Origin of the sequence: Bradyrhizobium huanghuaihaiense, assembly GCF_007830635.1 — a bacterium.
Taxonomy (GTDB): domain Bacteria; phylum Pseudomonadota; class Alphaproteobacteria; order Rhizobiales; family Xanthobacteraceae; genus Bradyrhizobium; species Bradyrhizobium huanghuaihaiense.
This window is the reverse complement of record NZ_VLLA01000058.1, coordinates 1-15438: the sequence shown is the minus strand read 5'-3', so window position 1 is coordinate 15438 and position 15438 is coordinate 1. Positions and strand designations below refer to the sequence as shown.

11 protein-coding genes and 1 pseudogene are annotated in these 15438 nt (G+C 59.1%); 4 read left to right on the top strand and 8 right to left on the bottom strand.

Translation table 11 applies throughout. The features are described from left to right. Together IQ16_RS43515 and IQ16_RS43510 are read right to left on the bottom strand one after the other, a co-directional pair. On the bottom strand, positions 1 to 247 hold a 247-nt coding region (locus IQ16_RS43515), incomplete at its 3' end, for an IS3 family transposase (protein WP_028180173.1). 493 nt (positions 248 to 740) lie between these two features. Then, a pseudogene (locus IQ16_RS43510) lies at positions 741 to 1181 on the bottom strand (transposase); the annotation flags it as partial. Positions 1182 to 1552: 371 nt separating this feature from the next. Here IQ16_RS43510 and IQ16_RS47145 point away from each other — a divergent pair. Together IQ16_RS47145 and IQ16_RS47140 are read left to right on the top strand one after the other, a co-directional pair. Further along, a complete protein-coding gene (locus IQ16_RS47145; protein WP_223153747.1) occupies positions 1553 to 2170 on the top strand; it encodes a reverse transcriptase domain-containing protein in 618 nt (205 codons plus the stop codon). A gap of 48 nt (positions 2171 to 2218) precedes the next feature. Beyond that, positions 2219 to 2749, top strand: a complete 531-nt coding sequence (locus IQ16_RS47140; RefSeq protein ID WP_223153746.1) for an RNA-dependent RNA polymerase family protein — start codon at positions 2219 to 2221, stop codon at positions 2747 to 2749. Positions 2750 to 3041: 292 nt separating this feature from the next. Here the strand turns inward: IQ16_RS47140 and IQ16_RS43500 are convergent, their stop codons facing one another. From IQ16_RS43500 to IQ16_RS43470, 5 genes are all read right to left on the bottom strand, one after another. Continuing rightward, positions 3042 to 5357 (bottom strand): hypothetical protein, encoded by a 2316-nt coding sequence (locus IQ16_RS43500; RefSeq protein WP_018647880.1) that lies wholly within the window; start codon positions 5355 to 5357, stop codon positions 3042 to 3044. Positions 5358 to 5552: 195 nt separating this feature from the next. Beyond that, complete coding sequence (locus IQ16_RS43495; RefSeq protein ID WP_011084647.1) at positions 5553 to 6215, bottom strand: CpaD family pilus assembly lipoprotein; 663 nt, start codon at positions 6213 to 6215, stop codon at positions 5553 to 5555. Between the two features lie 10 nt (positions 6216 to 6225). Beyond that, a complete protein-coding gene (locus IQ16_RS43490; protein WP_018647881.1) occupies positions 6226 to 7680 on the bottom strand; it encodes a type II and III secretion system protein family protein in 1455 nt (484 codons plus the stop codon). 26 nt (positions 7681 to 7706) lie between these two features. Next, positions 7707 to 8396 (bottom strand): response regulator, encoded by a 690-nt coding sequence (locus tag IQ16_RS43485; protein ID WP_011084649.1) that lies wholly within the window; start codon positions 8394 to 8396, stop codon positions 7707 to 7709. Positions 8397 to 10408: 2012 nt separating this feature from the next. Continuing rightward, the gene (locus IQ16_RS43470) at positions 10409 to 11389 is read right to left on the bottom strand and encodes a hypothetical protein (RefSeq protein ID WP_014497925.1); all 981 of its coding nucleotides are present in this window, start codon (positions 11387 to 11389) and stop codon (positions 10409 to 10411) included. 685 nt (positions 11390 to 12074) lie between these two features. Here IQ16_RS43470 and IQ16_RS43465 point away from each other — a divergent pair. After that, positions 12075 to 12509, top strand: a complete 435-nt coding sequence (locus IQ16_RS43465) for a VirK family protein (RefSeq protein ID WP_011084653.1) — start codon at positions 12075 to 12077, stop codon at positions 12507 to 12509. Between the two features lie 462 nt (positions 12510 to 12971). On the opposite strand, the gene IQ16_RS43460 is transcribed toward IQ16_RS43465, so the two are convergent. Further along, positions 12972 to 13880 (bottom strand): hypothetical protein, encoded by a 909-nt coding sequence (locus tag IQ16_RS43460; RefSeq protein WP_014497924.1) that lies wholly within the window; start codon positions 13878 to 13880, stop codon positions 12972 to 12974. Positions 13881 to 15269: 1389 nt separating this feature from the next. On the opposite strand from IQ16_RS43460, the gene IQ16_RS43445 reads away from it, so the two are divergent. Continuing rightward, a partial coding sequence (locus tag IQ16_RS43445; RefSeq protein WP_145832228.1) for a transposase occupies positions 15270 to 15438 on the top strand: 169 nt, incomplete at its 3' end.

Below are 15438 nucleotides of genomic sequence, written 5' to 3'. Positions count from 1 at the left end.
CCAACGCCAGCTCGCCGATCTTGGCATGCAACGCCTTCAAATCGACCGGCGTCTCGGCCGATGTCTTGTCATGCCCAAACACGCCGGCGGCGCCTTCCAGGAGCTGGTTTTTCCAGATCGTGATCTGGTTCGGATGAACATCAAACAGTTGCGCCAGCTCCGCCAGTGTCTTGTCTCCTTTGACCGCAGCCAAAGCAACCTTCGCCTTGAATGCCGGAGAATGCGTCCGGCGGCTCTTCTTCGTCATCTTCGCTCCTGATTCGCAGCAAGAATCCTCGCCGCTGTCAGGCAGAAAATCCACTCAAGCTACTGTCCGAATTTGCGGGGCCAGCTCTCACATTCATATTTACGAAGAGCGGCGGGAGCACCGCCCGTTGCCGCGTACTTACTCGTGCTACGGGCTTCGATCTGAATTTTCATTGCACGCAAGGAACTCGCAACTGACGGCATTTCTGATTCTAGAGTGGCCAAGTTCAGAAACATGGCGAAGAAGCCCGCGCACTACATCGCACAGGCGAATCGAAAAAGATTCGGGATTAGCGGGATGAAGGAGATCGTCACGTGACAACGCCAGCGGTCAGCCGCTTGCGTATCAAATCAATCGCAAGAGCCGGAGGTCTGACGGAAGATGAGTTCCTGCCCGCCGCCGTGCATTGCCCGTCAGTAGCGGATCCGGCGCTGCAAGGAAGGCGCCGCGCTTTGGCAGGGGAGCGGAGCTGGTCGGCGACGCAGCGCCATTACGCCCGCGCGTCCTCGGCATCGTCCTGGGCGCACACCGTGGCGATGAAGGCGGAGACGAGGCGCCGTGCGCTCTTGCCGGCACGTGCCAGCGCATTGCGCATGAAGTGGACGCGGCAGCGCTAGTGGCGTTGAGAACTTCGCCGACCGTGGCCGTGATCCCTCATGAGTATCGGAGACGACGAGCCCGTAGCCCCGCAGGCCGCGGCGGACGAGCTTGCGCAGGAGCGCGGCCCAGAACGTCTCGGCTTCGGATGGGCCGACGTCAATGCCGAGCGCCTCACGCCGGCCGTCGCTGTTAACTCGACGCGATGGTCACCGCGACCGAGACGATGCGCCCCTGCTGACGCAGCTTCACGTACGTGGCCGATCCACAGATAGGGCCGATCGCCCTAGAGCGGGCGGTTGAGGAAGGCCTTCACGTTGTCGCCGATCTCACTGCACATGCCGCGCCGGTCATGCCTTCGACCACCAGCGCCATCAGCCGGAGGCCGAGTGTGTTCCCTAGTCACGAAGGCAGCATGAGCATCGTCGTTATGCGAGACGATGCCGCTCCGTCGGGGTCGATGGCCGCATCACGCATGGAAGGCAATCATCGGAACATGAGAGGCCCGATCGGGTCCACTGGATTGGTCTCCAGTGGGGGACAGCGGCGAGGCACTGCCAGAGCCGCGGTCCGAGCTGAGGTCGGGAGTCGGACTGGTCCATAGTACCTGTGAAGTCGTCGAAGGAAACGAGACGTATGGAGGGAAGGGGCCAGCCCGAGGGGAGCCCGCGCGAGAAGGCCAGGGTCCGGACACAGAGCCGGGTTGCCTTGCCGCCGAACCTCGATCGGGTGAACGCGGCGGCCAAGCGGGCTGCCCAAACCCGGTTCACGGCCTTGCTGCACCACATCGACGAGGACGCTCTGCTTCGGGCGTTTCGACGACAAAAGCGGCAGGCCAGCGCGGGGGTCGATGGGGTAACGATGGCGAAGTACGAAGAGGGGCTCACGGATAACATCCGCGACCTCTGCGGACGGGTCCACACTGGTCGCTACCGGCCACAGCCGGTGCGGCGAGTCTACATCCCCAAAGCCGATGGCGGTAAGCGGCCTCTCGGTGTGCCGGCGCTCGAGGACAAGATCGTCCAAAGCGCGGTGGCCGAGGTGTTGAGCGCCGTCTATGAGGCCGACTTCCTTGGGTTCTCCTACGGCTTCCGGCCGGGGCGGAATCCTCATATGGCGCTTGATGCCTTGCATACGGCGATCATGAGCCAGCGTGTGAACTGGGTGCTCGATGCCGACATACGCAGCTTCTTCGACTCGGTCGACCACGAGTGGCTGTTGCGGATGGTGGCGCACAGGATCGCCGATCCTCGCATCCTACGGCTCCTCGAGCTGTGGCTGCGGCCCACCAATGGCGTCGTCGTCATGCCCGCGGTCGCGTCGTGACCGTGCGCTATGCGGACGACTTCGTCATGGGCTTCGAGAGCAAGGCAGATGCGCCAGGAAATGCTCTTGGCCCTCAAGGTGCGGCTGGCCAGCTTTGGCCTGATGCTTCATGAGGGCAAGACGCGGCTGATCGAGTTTGGCCGGTTCGCGGCCGTCTCGCGTCAGCGGCGCGGCGAGCGGCGACCAGAGACCTTCGCCTTCCTCGGCTTCACCCACTACTGCGGGCGGACCCGAGATGGCCGGTTCATCGTGAAGCACAAGACGGAAGGGAAACGCCTGACGCGCAAGCTGACGGCGTTGCGCCAGGACGCCTGGCGGCTCATGCACGCGCCACTGGCCACGCAGCACGAGCGGTTCGCCGCCGCACTGCGCGGGCACTACGGCTACTATGGCAGGCCGCACAATTATCCAGCGCTCAACGGCTTCTACCGCGAAGTGCGTCGGATCTGGCTACGTTGTCTGAGACGACGCAGCCAGAAAAGTCGGCGCATGGGCTGGTCGGAGTTCGACACCCTGACGGCACGCTTCCCTCTGCCCGTTCCACGCATCACTCGCACTTGGGCGCAGGCGCGGATATGACGCGGGTTACCCTCGGGAAGAGCCGGGTGCGGGAAATCCGCCCGCCCGGATCTGTGAGGGCGAAAGCCAAATGGCTGAGCTACTCGACCGCGCCTCTCTTGCTCTGCAGAGTGCGGTGCTGCCGAATGCTTACTTGATCGATAGCTGCTTGAGATCATGGTGGCACTGGAAAGGTCGGATTTGCTCACCGCCCGGCATCGTTGAAGCGTGCTTCTAAGATCTCCGGAAGGAGGATCAGACGTGGTTTTAGGTCCGCCTGAGCAGCTGTCCGAGGTGCCGACGAGCCCCTCATTCAGCCAAATTGTGGCTGATGGAAGAGAAGAACGCGGCTTCCCGGTAGGCTCTCTGCCGTGTAGAGCTGACCGTGGATAAAAAAAGCGGTCATTGGGACGTCCCGGCTCGGCAGAAGGCCTAGATTCTGCAATATGTCGATCACGGCGGGCGAAGCCTCTTGGGAGGCGTGCGTCCAGCCGTCGCCCAAGAACTCTCCCAGTTCAGGCACTTGCGGGACTGGCTGATGGCCTGATGCAGGTGCGGCAGACGGCAGAGGAAGGTTCGGCGCCAGCGCCGAGGGAGCGTCCCTACTCCATTCGAACGGAGCCGCCGAATCAAGCCCTGGCGCAAGACCGCCGTAGATATCTGAGGAAGTCCTCAGTGCCGCAGGCCTAGCTTCGCCCGGCAAAGCGGGCCGAGGGTGATGAATGAGCTGAACGTCCTTGGGCCCTTCCGGTCCCAAGATGGCCGTGTAGCGTTCGCCGCCGATCTCAAAGTTCATGATTGGATGTTCCACAACAGGCAAGAAGTCCCACTCGCCTAACTTGGACAGCATCTCGTCGGGGGCCGGCTGGGTGCGATGGGAAAAATTCTTGGGAACGGCGAAAGAAACATCAAACGTATCGCCGACAGCGGGCGACAGCAGATGGACGAGCTGAACATCGTTGAGCCCTCCCGGTCCCAAGACGGCCATATAGCGCTCACCTCGAATGTCGTAGGCCTTTACCCGCTGTGCTGCATCCGGCAAGAGGCCCCAGCGGCGAAGCCTGTGCATCATATTCGGCGCGGCCTGAGTCCCGTGGGAGAAATGTTCGGGAACGCTCAAAGACGCATCAAAGGCTTCGCTGGCTGCTGCGATCGTCTGCTCAAGGGTGGTCTGCGCCGCAGCGCCTTCGTTCATCATCTGTCCAGAGTGGTCTTCAGAGGCGAAATCGGGCTGCCGCAAGCTCGGATGCCAAGCAGGGGCATCGAAAGGCGCTTCTTGAGCAACACTCTGCGCTGGCGAGGGAACGGTTGGACTCATCGTTGGCCAAGGCATCAGCGCATCGAAGGTCGGCGTTGGCAAAAGGTTCTCGCGGTCCGCTGCATCGAAAAGCGCGTCCTGAGGGACACTTTGCACCGGCGAGTGGATGATTGAACTCATCATTGGACCAGGCACCAGTGCATCGAAGGTCAGCGCGCGAAAGAGGTTCTCGCGACCCTCGGCATGGAAAAGCGCGTCCCGAGGGACACGTTGCACCGGCGAGGGAATGGTTGGACTCATCGTTGGCCAAGGTACCGGCGCATTGGAGGTCGCCGCCGACAAAAGGTTCGCACGATCCGCGGCATCGAAAAGCGCCTCCTGATCGACACTTTGCACCGGCGAGTGAACCATTGAACTGACCGTTGGCCCAAGCATGGTCGCCGGCAAGAAGCTCTCGGCTTCTGCAGCATCGAAAAGCACGTCCTGGGCGACACTTTCCGTAGGCGAATGGACGGCCAACCCCACTCCATGCCAGACCTGCGGAGCATTGAACCCCGGCGGCCGTGAGCTGCGCTCATCTGCATCGTCCCCAATCGGCTGCTCATCGGCCGGCATAGCTGAGGGGGTGGACGGCTGGATGACCTGGCGCGAACTGCCTCCTTCTCCGCCTAAATTGGTCTGCAGGGTAATGGCGCGATAGTCCCGAAGGCCATTCAAGGCGGAGATGAGCATCTTGTCCTTCGGGAACAACCTATCCGCGTGTCCGAGCAGTTTATCATCACTGAGGTCGGCAATGGACAAGGGTCGGAGCGCTACCGCCAACTTCCGCAGTCCGCTCGCATAGCTCTCGGCCGTTTTCCTGCCGATCTGTCGACCAAAACCTGCCTCGGCGGCATCCCTGATAAGACCCTCATCTTCCCTGGAAGGACGATAATGTGTTGAGAGGGGGCGAGCGTTGGCGTCGGGCTCGCGGTACCGACTGATCATTAACAATGCTGGCGCGATGACCCTGTCGTTTGGCAGCAGCTTCCTAGCGTTAGCGAGTAAGGCATCGTCATCGAGCCCAGCAATTGATTTGCCGGACTTCTTCAGCCCCTCGGCGAATTTGCGAAGCCGACGATCATAAATTTTGACGGTGGTCTCACTCGGCGGCGGCCCTCCATTGAGAGCAGCGGCCGATGCCGCCTGGATGAGGTGATCGTCTTCCTCAGTGACATCATGAAGCGCCGCGTGCGGATATACAGGGCCCGCCTCTCGCACGCCTGCCAGGTGCTGCTCAAACGCCACATGCTTTTGATCCGGCTGTTCCACGGCGGCATCCGACGCAGCGGACGCCTTATCGGCTGGGTTGATCGTGTTGAATCGGTCCATGTTCAGTCCGCAGGGCTCGCTCTCTCGCTATTTCGCTACTCACGTTTGCTTTCCAAAACCTGACATCGCCAAGCGGAAAGGTAGAATGAAAGGATAAATGATGGCTCGCAATTGCCTTCTCTGCGCCTTGCAGCATCGCTCGTGCGCCTGAGCGCCAGGTGCTGCACAGTAGGTTCCGACAAGCGCTTAAAGCGCCTATCGGAGCGGCTGCACATTCTGTGTTGTTGGTCCCGCTGCGTCCGGCGCTGTCGTGCTTGCTCCATCTTCTCCGTTGCCCTTGTTGCGCGCTGCGAGAGTAGAGTGACTAGCAAGAGGAGCGGCGGCGCGATCGCCATTTACCGTGCTGACAGACCGATTATCAACCAGGTCGAGCGGATCGTTCACCATCACTCCCAGGTTGTTTTTGGTCGAGCAACCAAGAGTCGGTTCGAACGAATTGTCGTCCACTGCTGGTCCTGCGATCAAAAGCGACGGACAGTTCGGAAGATGCGCTTCAAACGTAATCGCCTCGATCCTGACGGCGGAACGGCCCGATAAATTGAGGGGAGAAGCGGACAGCCGGATGTTAGAGGGAACAACCCCCATGGCGCGTGCTTCGTGCGCCACCTGCGCAATGAGCTTATGGGAGCCGCTGACATCCACATGGAGCGCATCCCGCCGGCCACCACTTGCGTCGGCGATAAAATTACGCAGCTGAAGCTTTTCGAGGGCATGGAGGCTCTGCAGAAGCAAGACACGCTTTTTCTGTTCGACCTGGACTCCTTGTTCGGCAGGATTGGGATGGATCGACGCAGTATTTGCGCAGCCCCCCAATATTGCGGCAAGGACAATCGAATGGGACAAATATCGCATGTTCATATGTCGATCCTCATTCGATGATAAAGCCGGCGTTGCCCGTCAGTCCCGGTGCGCTCGCGCGCGGCGCATCGCGGCCTTGAGGCGGCCGTGCCACCGTGTTCGTCAAGATGCGGCCTGCATCTGATGGCGGTGCGATGCGGTTGGTCGGAATACTTATCTGGCTTGGATTTGATCCCGGCCGTACGATGTAAGGTGTAACAACGATAACTAGCTCGGTTTCGCGTTTTTGAAACGATGAAGAGCGAAAAAGCGCACCAAGGATCGGTACGTCGCCGAGCCAGGGAAACTCGCCGATATCAGTGTTGAAGTTGCGCCTGATGAGGCCGCCGATTGCAAAGCTCTGGCCGCTGGCGAGCTCGACCACGGTGCTCGCCCGCCGCGTCGAGAGGGCAGGAACCGCCATACCATTGATCTTGACTTCGCCTTCGGTCGATAGTTCGCTGACTTCGGGCTTCACACGGACAATGATCTGGTTGTTGCTGAGCACTGTCGGGACGAATTCCAAGCTCACGCCGAACTGCCGGAATTGGACCGAAACCTGCCTGTTGTCCTGCATGACTGGGATCGGAAACTCGCCGCCGGCGAGGAAGCTTGCGGCTTCGCCGGACATTGCCGTCAGGTTCGGCTCAGCCAGGATTGAGGCGAGGTGCTCACTGGCGAGAGCGTCGAGAACAGCGCTGAGGTTGATATTGCCGGTGCTAAACCCGATCCCAATCGTGCCGCCGCCGCCAGCCCTGCCGGACCCTCCCGGTTTGCCGGTGGCAAGGAAAGCGCCGTTTGGGCCCGAGGCGGTGAAGTTGATGTTGAGATCCTTGACGGCGGTGCGGGAGACTTCTGCTACGCGCACGCTGAGATTTACCTGCAGTGAGCCGGCGACCTGGATCTTGTTGACGACCGGGGCGCCCGCGCCAACAAATTGCTCAGTGACCTTCCTCGCAGCCTCAACGACATCGGCATTGGGCGCTATACCGCTAAGGATCGCCCCGCGCGGGGTATAGCTGACCTGAATTGGATAGTCGCCGACCTCGGCCTTGAGCGCGGCCCGTAGATCCTCGAGTGGTTGGGTTACCACAATACGCAGCTCGGCAAGAGCCTCGCCGTTTTCGTTGAGGGCGAACAGGCTCGTCCGCCCGGACTTTTTGCCGAACACGAAAATTGTACTGCTCGACGGAGCTTGATAATCGGCAATTGCAGGGTCGGCGACAAAAATGGTCGCCGCCGGTGCGCTCAAATGCACCGTCTTTCCCTGTGACGAGGTAATATTGAGCGTGCCCGTGGTGCTGCCGGGTGCCGCACGTGGCATCTCTCCTTTGCCGTCCCGCTTGGTCTCGGCTGAGGCCGCAAGCGGAAACAGCAAAGCAAATCCGCATAGGAGGTAGCAGAGACGATTGAGAGCGGCAGAGCGTTGTGGGTTGGTGATCGCAGGCGGCTGGGTAGCGCCGGCGGCATTATTAAGGACCTTCAAGCGATTGTTGCCTTTAAGTGACGCTGCTAGGCAGCCGATGCTGTGCCAACGAGTTCAAGAGTGTAACCGACGCCGCGCGCGGTCTTGATTCTGAGCGTCGCACCCGCCTGGTTCAAATGCGCGCGTAAGCGATAAATCCCGACTTCCAGCGCATTGGTCGAAACCTCGTCATCGAACGCGTACAAGCTATCTTCCAGCGAAGCGCGCGGCACAGTGCGGCCGGCGCGATTGAGCAGATGCTCGAGAATGCACACCTCACGCCGAGCAATCCTCAGGATCCGGCCACCCACCGAGACTTGTCTGGCGATCGGATCGAAATGCAGATTCCCGAATGTCACGACCGGCGCCGTCATTTGCGTTGACCTTCGCAAAATGGCCCGCATGCGAGCGATGAGTTCGTCGATCGACACAGGCTTGGGCAGGAAATCATCCGCTCCCGCATTGAAGGTCGCGATCCGGCGGCTGAGATCATTGAGACTGCTCATCATCATTGCCGGCATTGATCGTCCTTCGCGCCGCAACTGCTTCAACCAGTCCAAACTATCCCCATCCGGCAAGACGGACTCCAGCAGTACGAGGTGGTAGTTTGCGCAATCCAGCGCGGCTGACGCCTCATCCAGCGTGGGCGTCACGTCCACCGCGAACCCGCAATTCACGAGCGTTGCCTTCACAGCGCGGCCAAAGTCCGCATGATGATCAACCAGGAGAATTCGCATCCATCGCCTCTCGTCCGTCCTCGGCAAGACTTGAGCGTGTTAGGGTTGACCAAGAGATCCGGCGACTGGATGCTGCCGGTCTGGCATGAATTCGAAAAGCCGTAGACGACCCGCAAGAGCTTGTTGGCAGGCGACCGATGCATGCGCATCCATTGACATCGGATATGTGACGGCTCGCGGCGGGTCGCCTGGGCGGGCGGCGCAGCTCAACATATCCGTTATGTTGGCAAGAGCTCTGCGATGACTTACGGGGTTGAGAGCCCTGGCGGCGCACTGATGCATCTGTGGGCGGCACATAGCAATGCCTGCATGCGCTGCGCGAATGCTAGCGGTAGTGATCGCGCGAGACTGCCCCAGCGAAAGCAAGGCACGGGCGAGATCAGCTGTATTTGTCGTCGAACAGGCTTGCGAAACCGACATTGAATACTTCCCAGTTCGTCTTGATCCGCGGTCAGTCTTGCGAGGCTGTTGGCCGTAGTGCCGTCAAGTCGCGGCATTGCAATGTTCCGCGCTAAAGACACTTCGCGCGCTATGTGCCGGCCAATGGGGCGTAAAAGGCCGAGAAGCGACGAAACGATCAACGCGTCCTTCGGGACAGACGTCCTCTCGTTTGCCGGCGTTATCCAAGTAAGATGTCAACCGTTCCAATGCTCGGTCGCTTCCGAGGCGTTCTCCGTCCCAACTGAGCTAGTGCTGCCAATGAAGGACAAATTACGTGCGGCATTGCTGTCGTGCCTTGTCTGAGGCGGCGACGCCGGCTCCATGTCGTCGGATCGGGTGCACGGCTCAGGAACTCTGCCTTTCGTCGGCATAGGCGAAACAAAGACTGCCCGCGTTGTTCTCGCGCGCTGGATCCAGGTCTGCCTGCGAAGACGGCGCTTCGCCCAGCCCTCACAGAGCAGATGAACGATGCAAGCTCTAAAAAGGAGGAGTTGGGTAGTGTGATCAACCGAATCGGCCGAGCATTGAGTTTTTGAGACGTTCGCAATTGTTGGTACCCGTCAGGAAGAGTTCACACGAGCGGACTGTGTCGCGAGACTGTCGGAAATCCTACAATCTGACGCGAGGTGAGATTCAAGTGCAATTGAATGCTCTTTGTCGGGGTGCCTTCAGTTTGGAATCGTTGTGAGGCAACGGCGACACAGTTCGACCATGCCGTCGAACTGCGCGCGGCGGTCCGTCTCGCTGTGTACAAAGCCGTGAGCATTCGTCCGTCCAATTAAACGTCTCGCAGAAGCGCTATTGAGTGCAGAAGAGGCAGGCGCTCTTGGCAAGCGGGGTAAGCCATGACACCAGGAGCGGGGCGATCCGATCCGCCTCATGCGTGTCAATTTAGCGGGGAGACCGTGGCGAGAGGTGGACGTCCACTTGATGAACAGGAAGCAACGTTCGAGGTGAAGACTGTCGATCGCTCGAGCCAAGTTGTTCGGCAAGGGATTGAGGAGAGAATCGATTGCCAGACGTCATCTTGAATGCGGCCTCCTTATATTGCGATCGACTATGAGCCTCTTAGGCGCGCTCCGCAAAATCGATTGTTTTGATGGAACGCATCCAGGTGACGGATCGGCTGTCTTGTAACAGCGCGGCTTATCGCGGGGAGCGAATGCCCGATGCGATCGCGGCCGAAACACCTGTTGCTTGACCGCGCGGCCAATTTCAGACCGAGTACAGAGAGGGACGCAGCGCGTTCAGCGGCGTAACTCCACCAAAGCCGCCAGCCAGCCGTGAGCTCGTATGTCGTTCGAACTCACAATGTCCAAGGCGCCGGGATGCTCCAACGAGCGCGCACAGGAGGAGGATTGTCCGACATCCTCGCGTCGCCGGAAGTGCATCTTGTCGGAGACCCAACCGCTCTGCCGCTCGACCGGCGAGTTGATCGGGCCGCCGGTCGCCGCATAAGCTTAAGCTGTTCTGCGTGTGCGGAGTTGGTACGCCGCTTCAAGGTCTTTCTTTTGGGAGTTTGGGTGCTTGAAAACCAACGAACCAGCCCAACGGTTTGGCCGAGAGACCATCTACTCATTGCTCTCGCGCTTATAGGGATTTTCTTCTCTGCCGGTGCGGTAGCTTTCCAAGTTTCCGCCCAAGAACAGGCGCTCGGTCTCTTTCGTTGGCGTTCTGCCAAGTGAGCACATCAAATCGACGTCCGCATCGATGTTGTCGTAGTCTTCAGCATTCATTCTGAGCGCAATGCTGCTCATCACGTCGTCTGGCGTCCAGACACTGTGCTTCGGAACAGTGTAGGTGTGCAGTGCGTTCGCATTGTTGGCGATCGCCCTCGCCCAATGATCGCGAGAAACGGCGAGTTTCGCCGGATCTTCGACCAACGATACGAAGGGTGATGTTGTTGTCTTGCCGCGCATATGCCAGCCAGCTTGGCGCGCCCGGTCAATAGGATACCGCTCTGGATGATCTCCAATGGAAGAATGATCCCGAGCCGTGTTGCGAACATGCAATATGGCGCTTGTGTTTTCGTCCGTATGCGGCTTGCAGTCACTATTCTGATTCTGAAAACGCCGCAGTGTGACATAAGACGACCTCACGACGTCGTCAAATACGCCGTCTCGGTCAATGCTAGGTGCGCTCGCCGGTGACCAGCGCGCCGCCTGCTGCACGGCAAGGTCGATCTCATTGCGAAGCACTTCAAGATTGGCACCTGTCAGTGTTGCTGCAAGCTGAGCGCGGGCACTGACAAATGATGGGGCTGGGCAGCTACCGGGTTCCGAGGCGGCCTCGCCTGGCGCAGACGAGGACGTGGCAGTCGCGGAATTTGCCGCTAAGCAGAGTGAAGGCGGCGTCGGGTAGGCCGAATCGAGGTCGTCTATATCCAAGTCATTCAGCTGCTGCTCGAAGCTTGCTTGATCTTCGGAATTGTGTGCCGTTGCGCTGCTCTCGGCGCCAAGCTCATCCTGTTGTCCATGGACGCGGCGCGCCTGCTGTACCACGTTGTGAACCTCAAAGGGAGTGTCCACAGCATTTCGTGGATCAACGTTCATATCTCTCTCCCTTCGAAGTGCCGGATGCCAGCCTAGATTGTTGCAGGCGCAGCTTTCGAGAAGCTGACAGACCAGAGAGGGCGCCATTTAGTTTCAGCTCTTGACGGAGTCGAATTGAGTCAGTCAGCATGGCGAACAGCCAGCCGGAAGGAAGTCGCGCGAAGCGTCGGATCAAAATCGGTGCTGCCGTTTGCCTCCTGGCATTGGTGTTCGATTGGGCTGCTATTGGATGCCTGAGATTGTTCGGATCGGCACGCCAGGACGCGCCCACCACTTCATTGTGGACGCGTGATCTAAGGCAGACAGCCCGTGCACAGCAAGATGGACGAGCCGGTGCTTGAGGTGGCGAAAGGCGCGTTCGTAGATCGTCTACTTATGCAGAGGCGAGAACTACATTCTCTCGCTCGAGAGGCCTGTGGCGGACCAGCGCAACCGGTTTGGTTTGCTGTTTCCAAGCGGACGACGCTGGATCAAGCCGGTCTAGTCGACGCGCGGGAAGCTAAGCCACTTCCGCAAACCTAACATACGAGGTTGTGATGTCGGAATAGCCATTACAACGTCTTGCGCGTCGTTGCGACAGGCTGCTTTGTACGAGCGCGCTTGTTGTCTGGAATCAGCCAAACGCATCGCGAGCATCACGACTTGGAGGCCGCAATCGGCGGTACTTATCGAGGGAGAAGAGCATATGAAGGTTACTGGCCGAGGACTAACGATCCTGTTGTCCTTGCTTTCGGCCGCGAGCGCGCCGGCAAGAGCCGACGACCCCTCGCCGAAATACACTGAAGTACTCAGAGCCCTCCAAGCGGGGAAGAATGTGAAGCTCATCCTCGATATGACCCACTGTACCAACGCGGATGGTGGCAAACCTGCGTCGGCGACGCAGGCCGGTCTGGTCATCAATGCCTTCAGGGTGACCAGCCAGAGCGGCATCAGCTTCGCCAATGCTCATCAAACGGTCGACAGCTCCGGACATGCCGTGACCGAGTACATCCGCCATAGCCTTAGCCGCGAAGGCAAGCTGACGGTGCGAGCCTCCAAACTTGTCGTCGGGACCACCGAACTCGCGAATCAAGGCGAATTCATCTGCGAAGTGCCGGATGGCGCAAAGTTCATCTGGTAACGAAGAGCACAGAGCAGACGGGCGCTTCGTAGACTTGATCCTCCATCGTGTGGACAGCTTCGCCGGGCATGATACGGATCTTTTCGATCGTCAGGACTGCCAGACTCTTTCTAGCCGTCTTTTCGTCAGGGAAGGATCAAGTTGCCTGAACTTGTTGCTCAGCTAACTCATGAATGTCGCCGATCTCCATTCGATCTTTGAGGTGGAAGATCGGCGGCTCATGCAGTCGTCGTATGGGGCTGAGCCAATACCTCTCGGTTGAACGTCCAGATGATCTCGCTACGTCCACGCGCTGCCCGCGGCCCTCGTGAGAACATCATATTTAAGCGGATCCAGCCAGGACCGGCGTTGTTGACGCTCCCCCTCGCCGGGCAGACGGACCGGAGGATTATAGCATGAACGCTGTTTTCGACTTTTCCAAGCATCGGAAAAGGCAAATCACCCTTTCCGGAGCCTGCGTCATCAGCCTTTTGCTCCTGACTTTTTGTACGGATTCGATGCGCTGGCCGTCCGAAAGTCGTCCAGATTCCCACCCAGAAATAGTACCTCACGCTCTTCGGTTGGGGTAGCACTCACCCATGCCAGATCGGGTTCATCATTTTCGGTTCCATCCTCGAGAATACTGACGATGTCTTCCGCCGTCCAAGTTGTGACCCTCGGCACCGTGTAGGTGTGCAACTCATTCGCGTTTTCCGCGATGACTTTGGCGCCAAACTCCTTGTCGTCGTCCGGCGAAACGAGCAGTAGTGAGGCGTCCTCGGACAGTGACACAAAAGGCGAAGAATTGGTATCGCCCCTCATGTGCTCTGCCGCTGCGCGGCCCAGATCTAGTCGTTGGCCTCCCCAGATATTCCAGGGAGCTTGCTCGTAACGCAAAGCCGCCATGGAACGCAAATGGGCCATCGCGCTTTGACGGTCCAACACATGTGGCCTGCAGTGGCTGGCGTGGTTTTGAAAGCGCTGCAGCTCCGTGTATGACGATGCCAACACGTCGTCGTAAACGCGGTCACTGTCGACGCGATAGGCTGACGATCCAGTCGCTCTTGGCCATTGTGCTGATCTTTGCGCAGCGAGTTCGATGTCTCTTCTGAGTTCCGCAAGGTTAGCGCAAGTCAACGTTGCGGCAAGCTGACCGCGCGTTCTCACGAACGATGCAGCCGCGCACCGTTCGTTCTCAGGGATAGCTTGCGCTTTCTTGTTGCCGTCCGTTACCGTCGGGTTCGATCCAGCCGCGGGTGAAGCTAATGATGCGAGGATTGGCTGAGCCTCTCCAAGCCGATGCTCAAAGTCTGCTTGCGCCGTCTCTTCCTGTTGTGGATCGAGGTTATGCATCCGAGCCTCGGATGGGTTGACGTTGTCAAATGGGGCCATTCCGGTCTCCTTTTGTCGGCCTTCAATATCGTCATGCAAAAGTTGATCAGATCAGGAGCAGGAACTGAGACGGGCGCAGTTTGTATAAGATGCACCGGTCTGGTTCTCGAACGTCCGGTGTTGAGGCGTGCGGCAGGCCCCTGACCGGCAATCCAGCTCATGCTTCTCGTCCAGATATTTGTGTTCGAGTCGGGCTCCAGTCCGGATAAAGATGCTGTTATGCTAGAAAGCCTAGCTGTCGAACAGCTGACCAGACCCAATTGCTTGAAGAAAGCCCGTGGCCATTGCGTCTGTGCCGGCGAGCCTGTTGTTTATTGCGGAGCAGAGTTTTGGCGAGATGGGCCATTGCCGCTCTCCGCTTCATGGCAGTACCGTATGAAAGGTTATGGGGAAGCAGCCCGGGGGAGGGCCCGCTTACCGTAAGCTTGAGCCGCATGGGGCAGCCTGCCTGGACTAGCTTGCATCGGCTCCCCGTGAAGGACTTTGAAAAGCTCTTCAAGAAGCTGCTGGGGATACTAACGCCGGATCATGCCGCGGCCATCGGGCTCTGACCGGGCCGCGTGGCATGAAGATCCATTGTTGGGAATACTGATGCGATGGATCGCGTCGGCGCGCCGAGCGTTAGTCGCAAAACAAGCCACGGGGGTGCGACTTCGATCGGCCCAACTCGTTCTCCCATAGATGGACCCGTCGGCTCGCGGAGCAGGCCTAGCCGATCGCGAGCTTTGGCTAACCAGGAGGCCGGCGATCCGCAAGTGTCGAATTGCAATTGATCGATTGCGTGCCCGTAAGGACTGCGGCTCTTGCCCTCCTGCAACCGAAGTCGGAATTTTTGCTTTCAAGGTGGCGTAGCGACCATAATGCGGTTTCTGTCAGCGGGACCGTGTTTGTCAGAATCAGAACATTCTGCGCCCATGTGGAAATTACGCTGCCGATTTAGCTCGACAATTCCGACTGATGCGGCTGGCACGGTTGTTGCTGCCGATGAGGTAAGGCCAGGCTGAGTGCAGAGCTAGGTGAACGATCACTGTTCCGCCCGCAAGCCGCGGGTCCATTCCGAACAAGAAGAAAGACCTAGAATGTTGCGCATTCGGGTTAATGGAGAGTGATGTGGAGTGTCGAAGAGCTGGCGAAAAGAAACACACTTTCGGACATATCAGCGCTGCCAAACAACGGATCAGGGTTGGTGGGTGTGGTAGACAATTGCACCGATTGGCAGTGGACACGCATGACAAGAATTCGGCTGACGTGGTCAAGCGTCGGCCGCCGCGGACAGCGACATGATAAGAGTCTCGTCGACAAGAGCTGGCCCCGCAAATTCGGACAGTAGCTTGAGTGGATTTTCTGCCTGACAGCGGCGAGGATTCTTGCTGCGAATCAGGAGCGAAGATGACGAAGAAGAGCCGCCGGACGCATTCTCCGGCATTCAAGGCGAAGGTTGCTTTGGCTGCGGTCAAAGGCGGCAAGACACTGGCGGAGCTGGCGCAACTGTTTGATGTTCATCCGAACCAGATCACGATCTGGAAAAACCAGCTCCTGGAAGGCGCCGCCGGCGTGT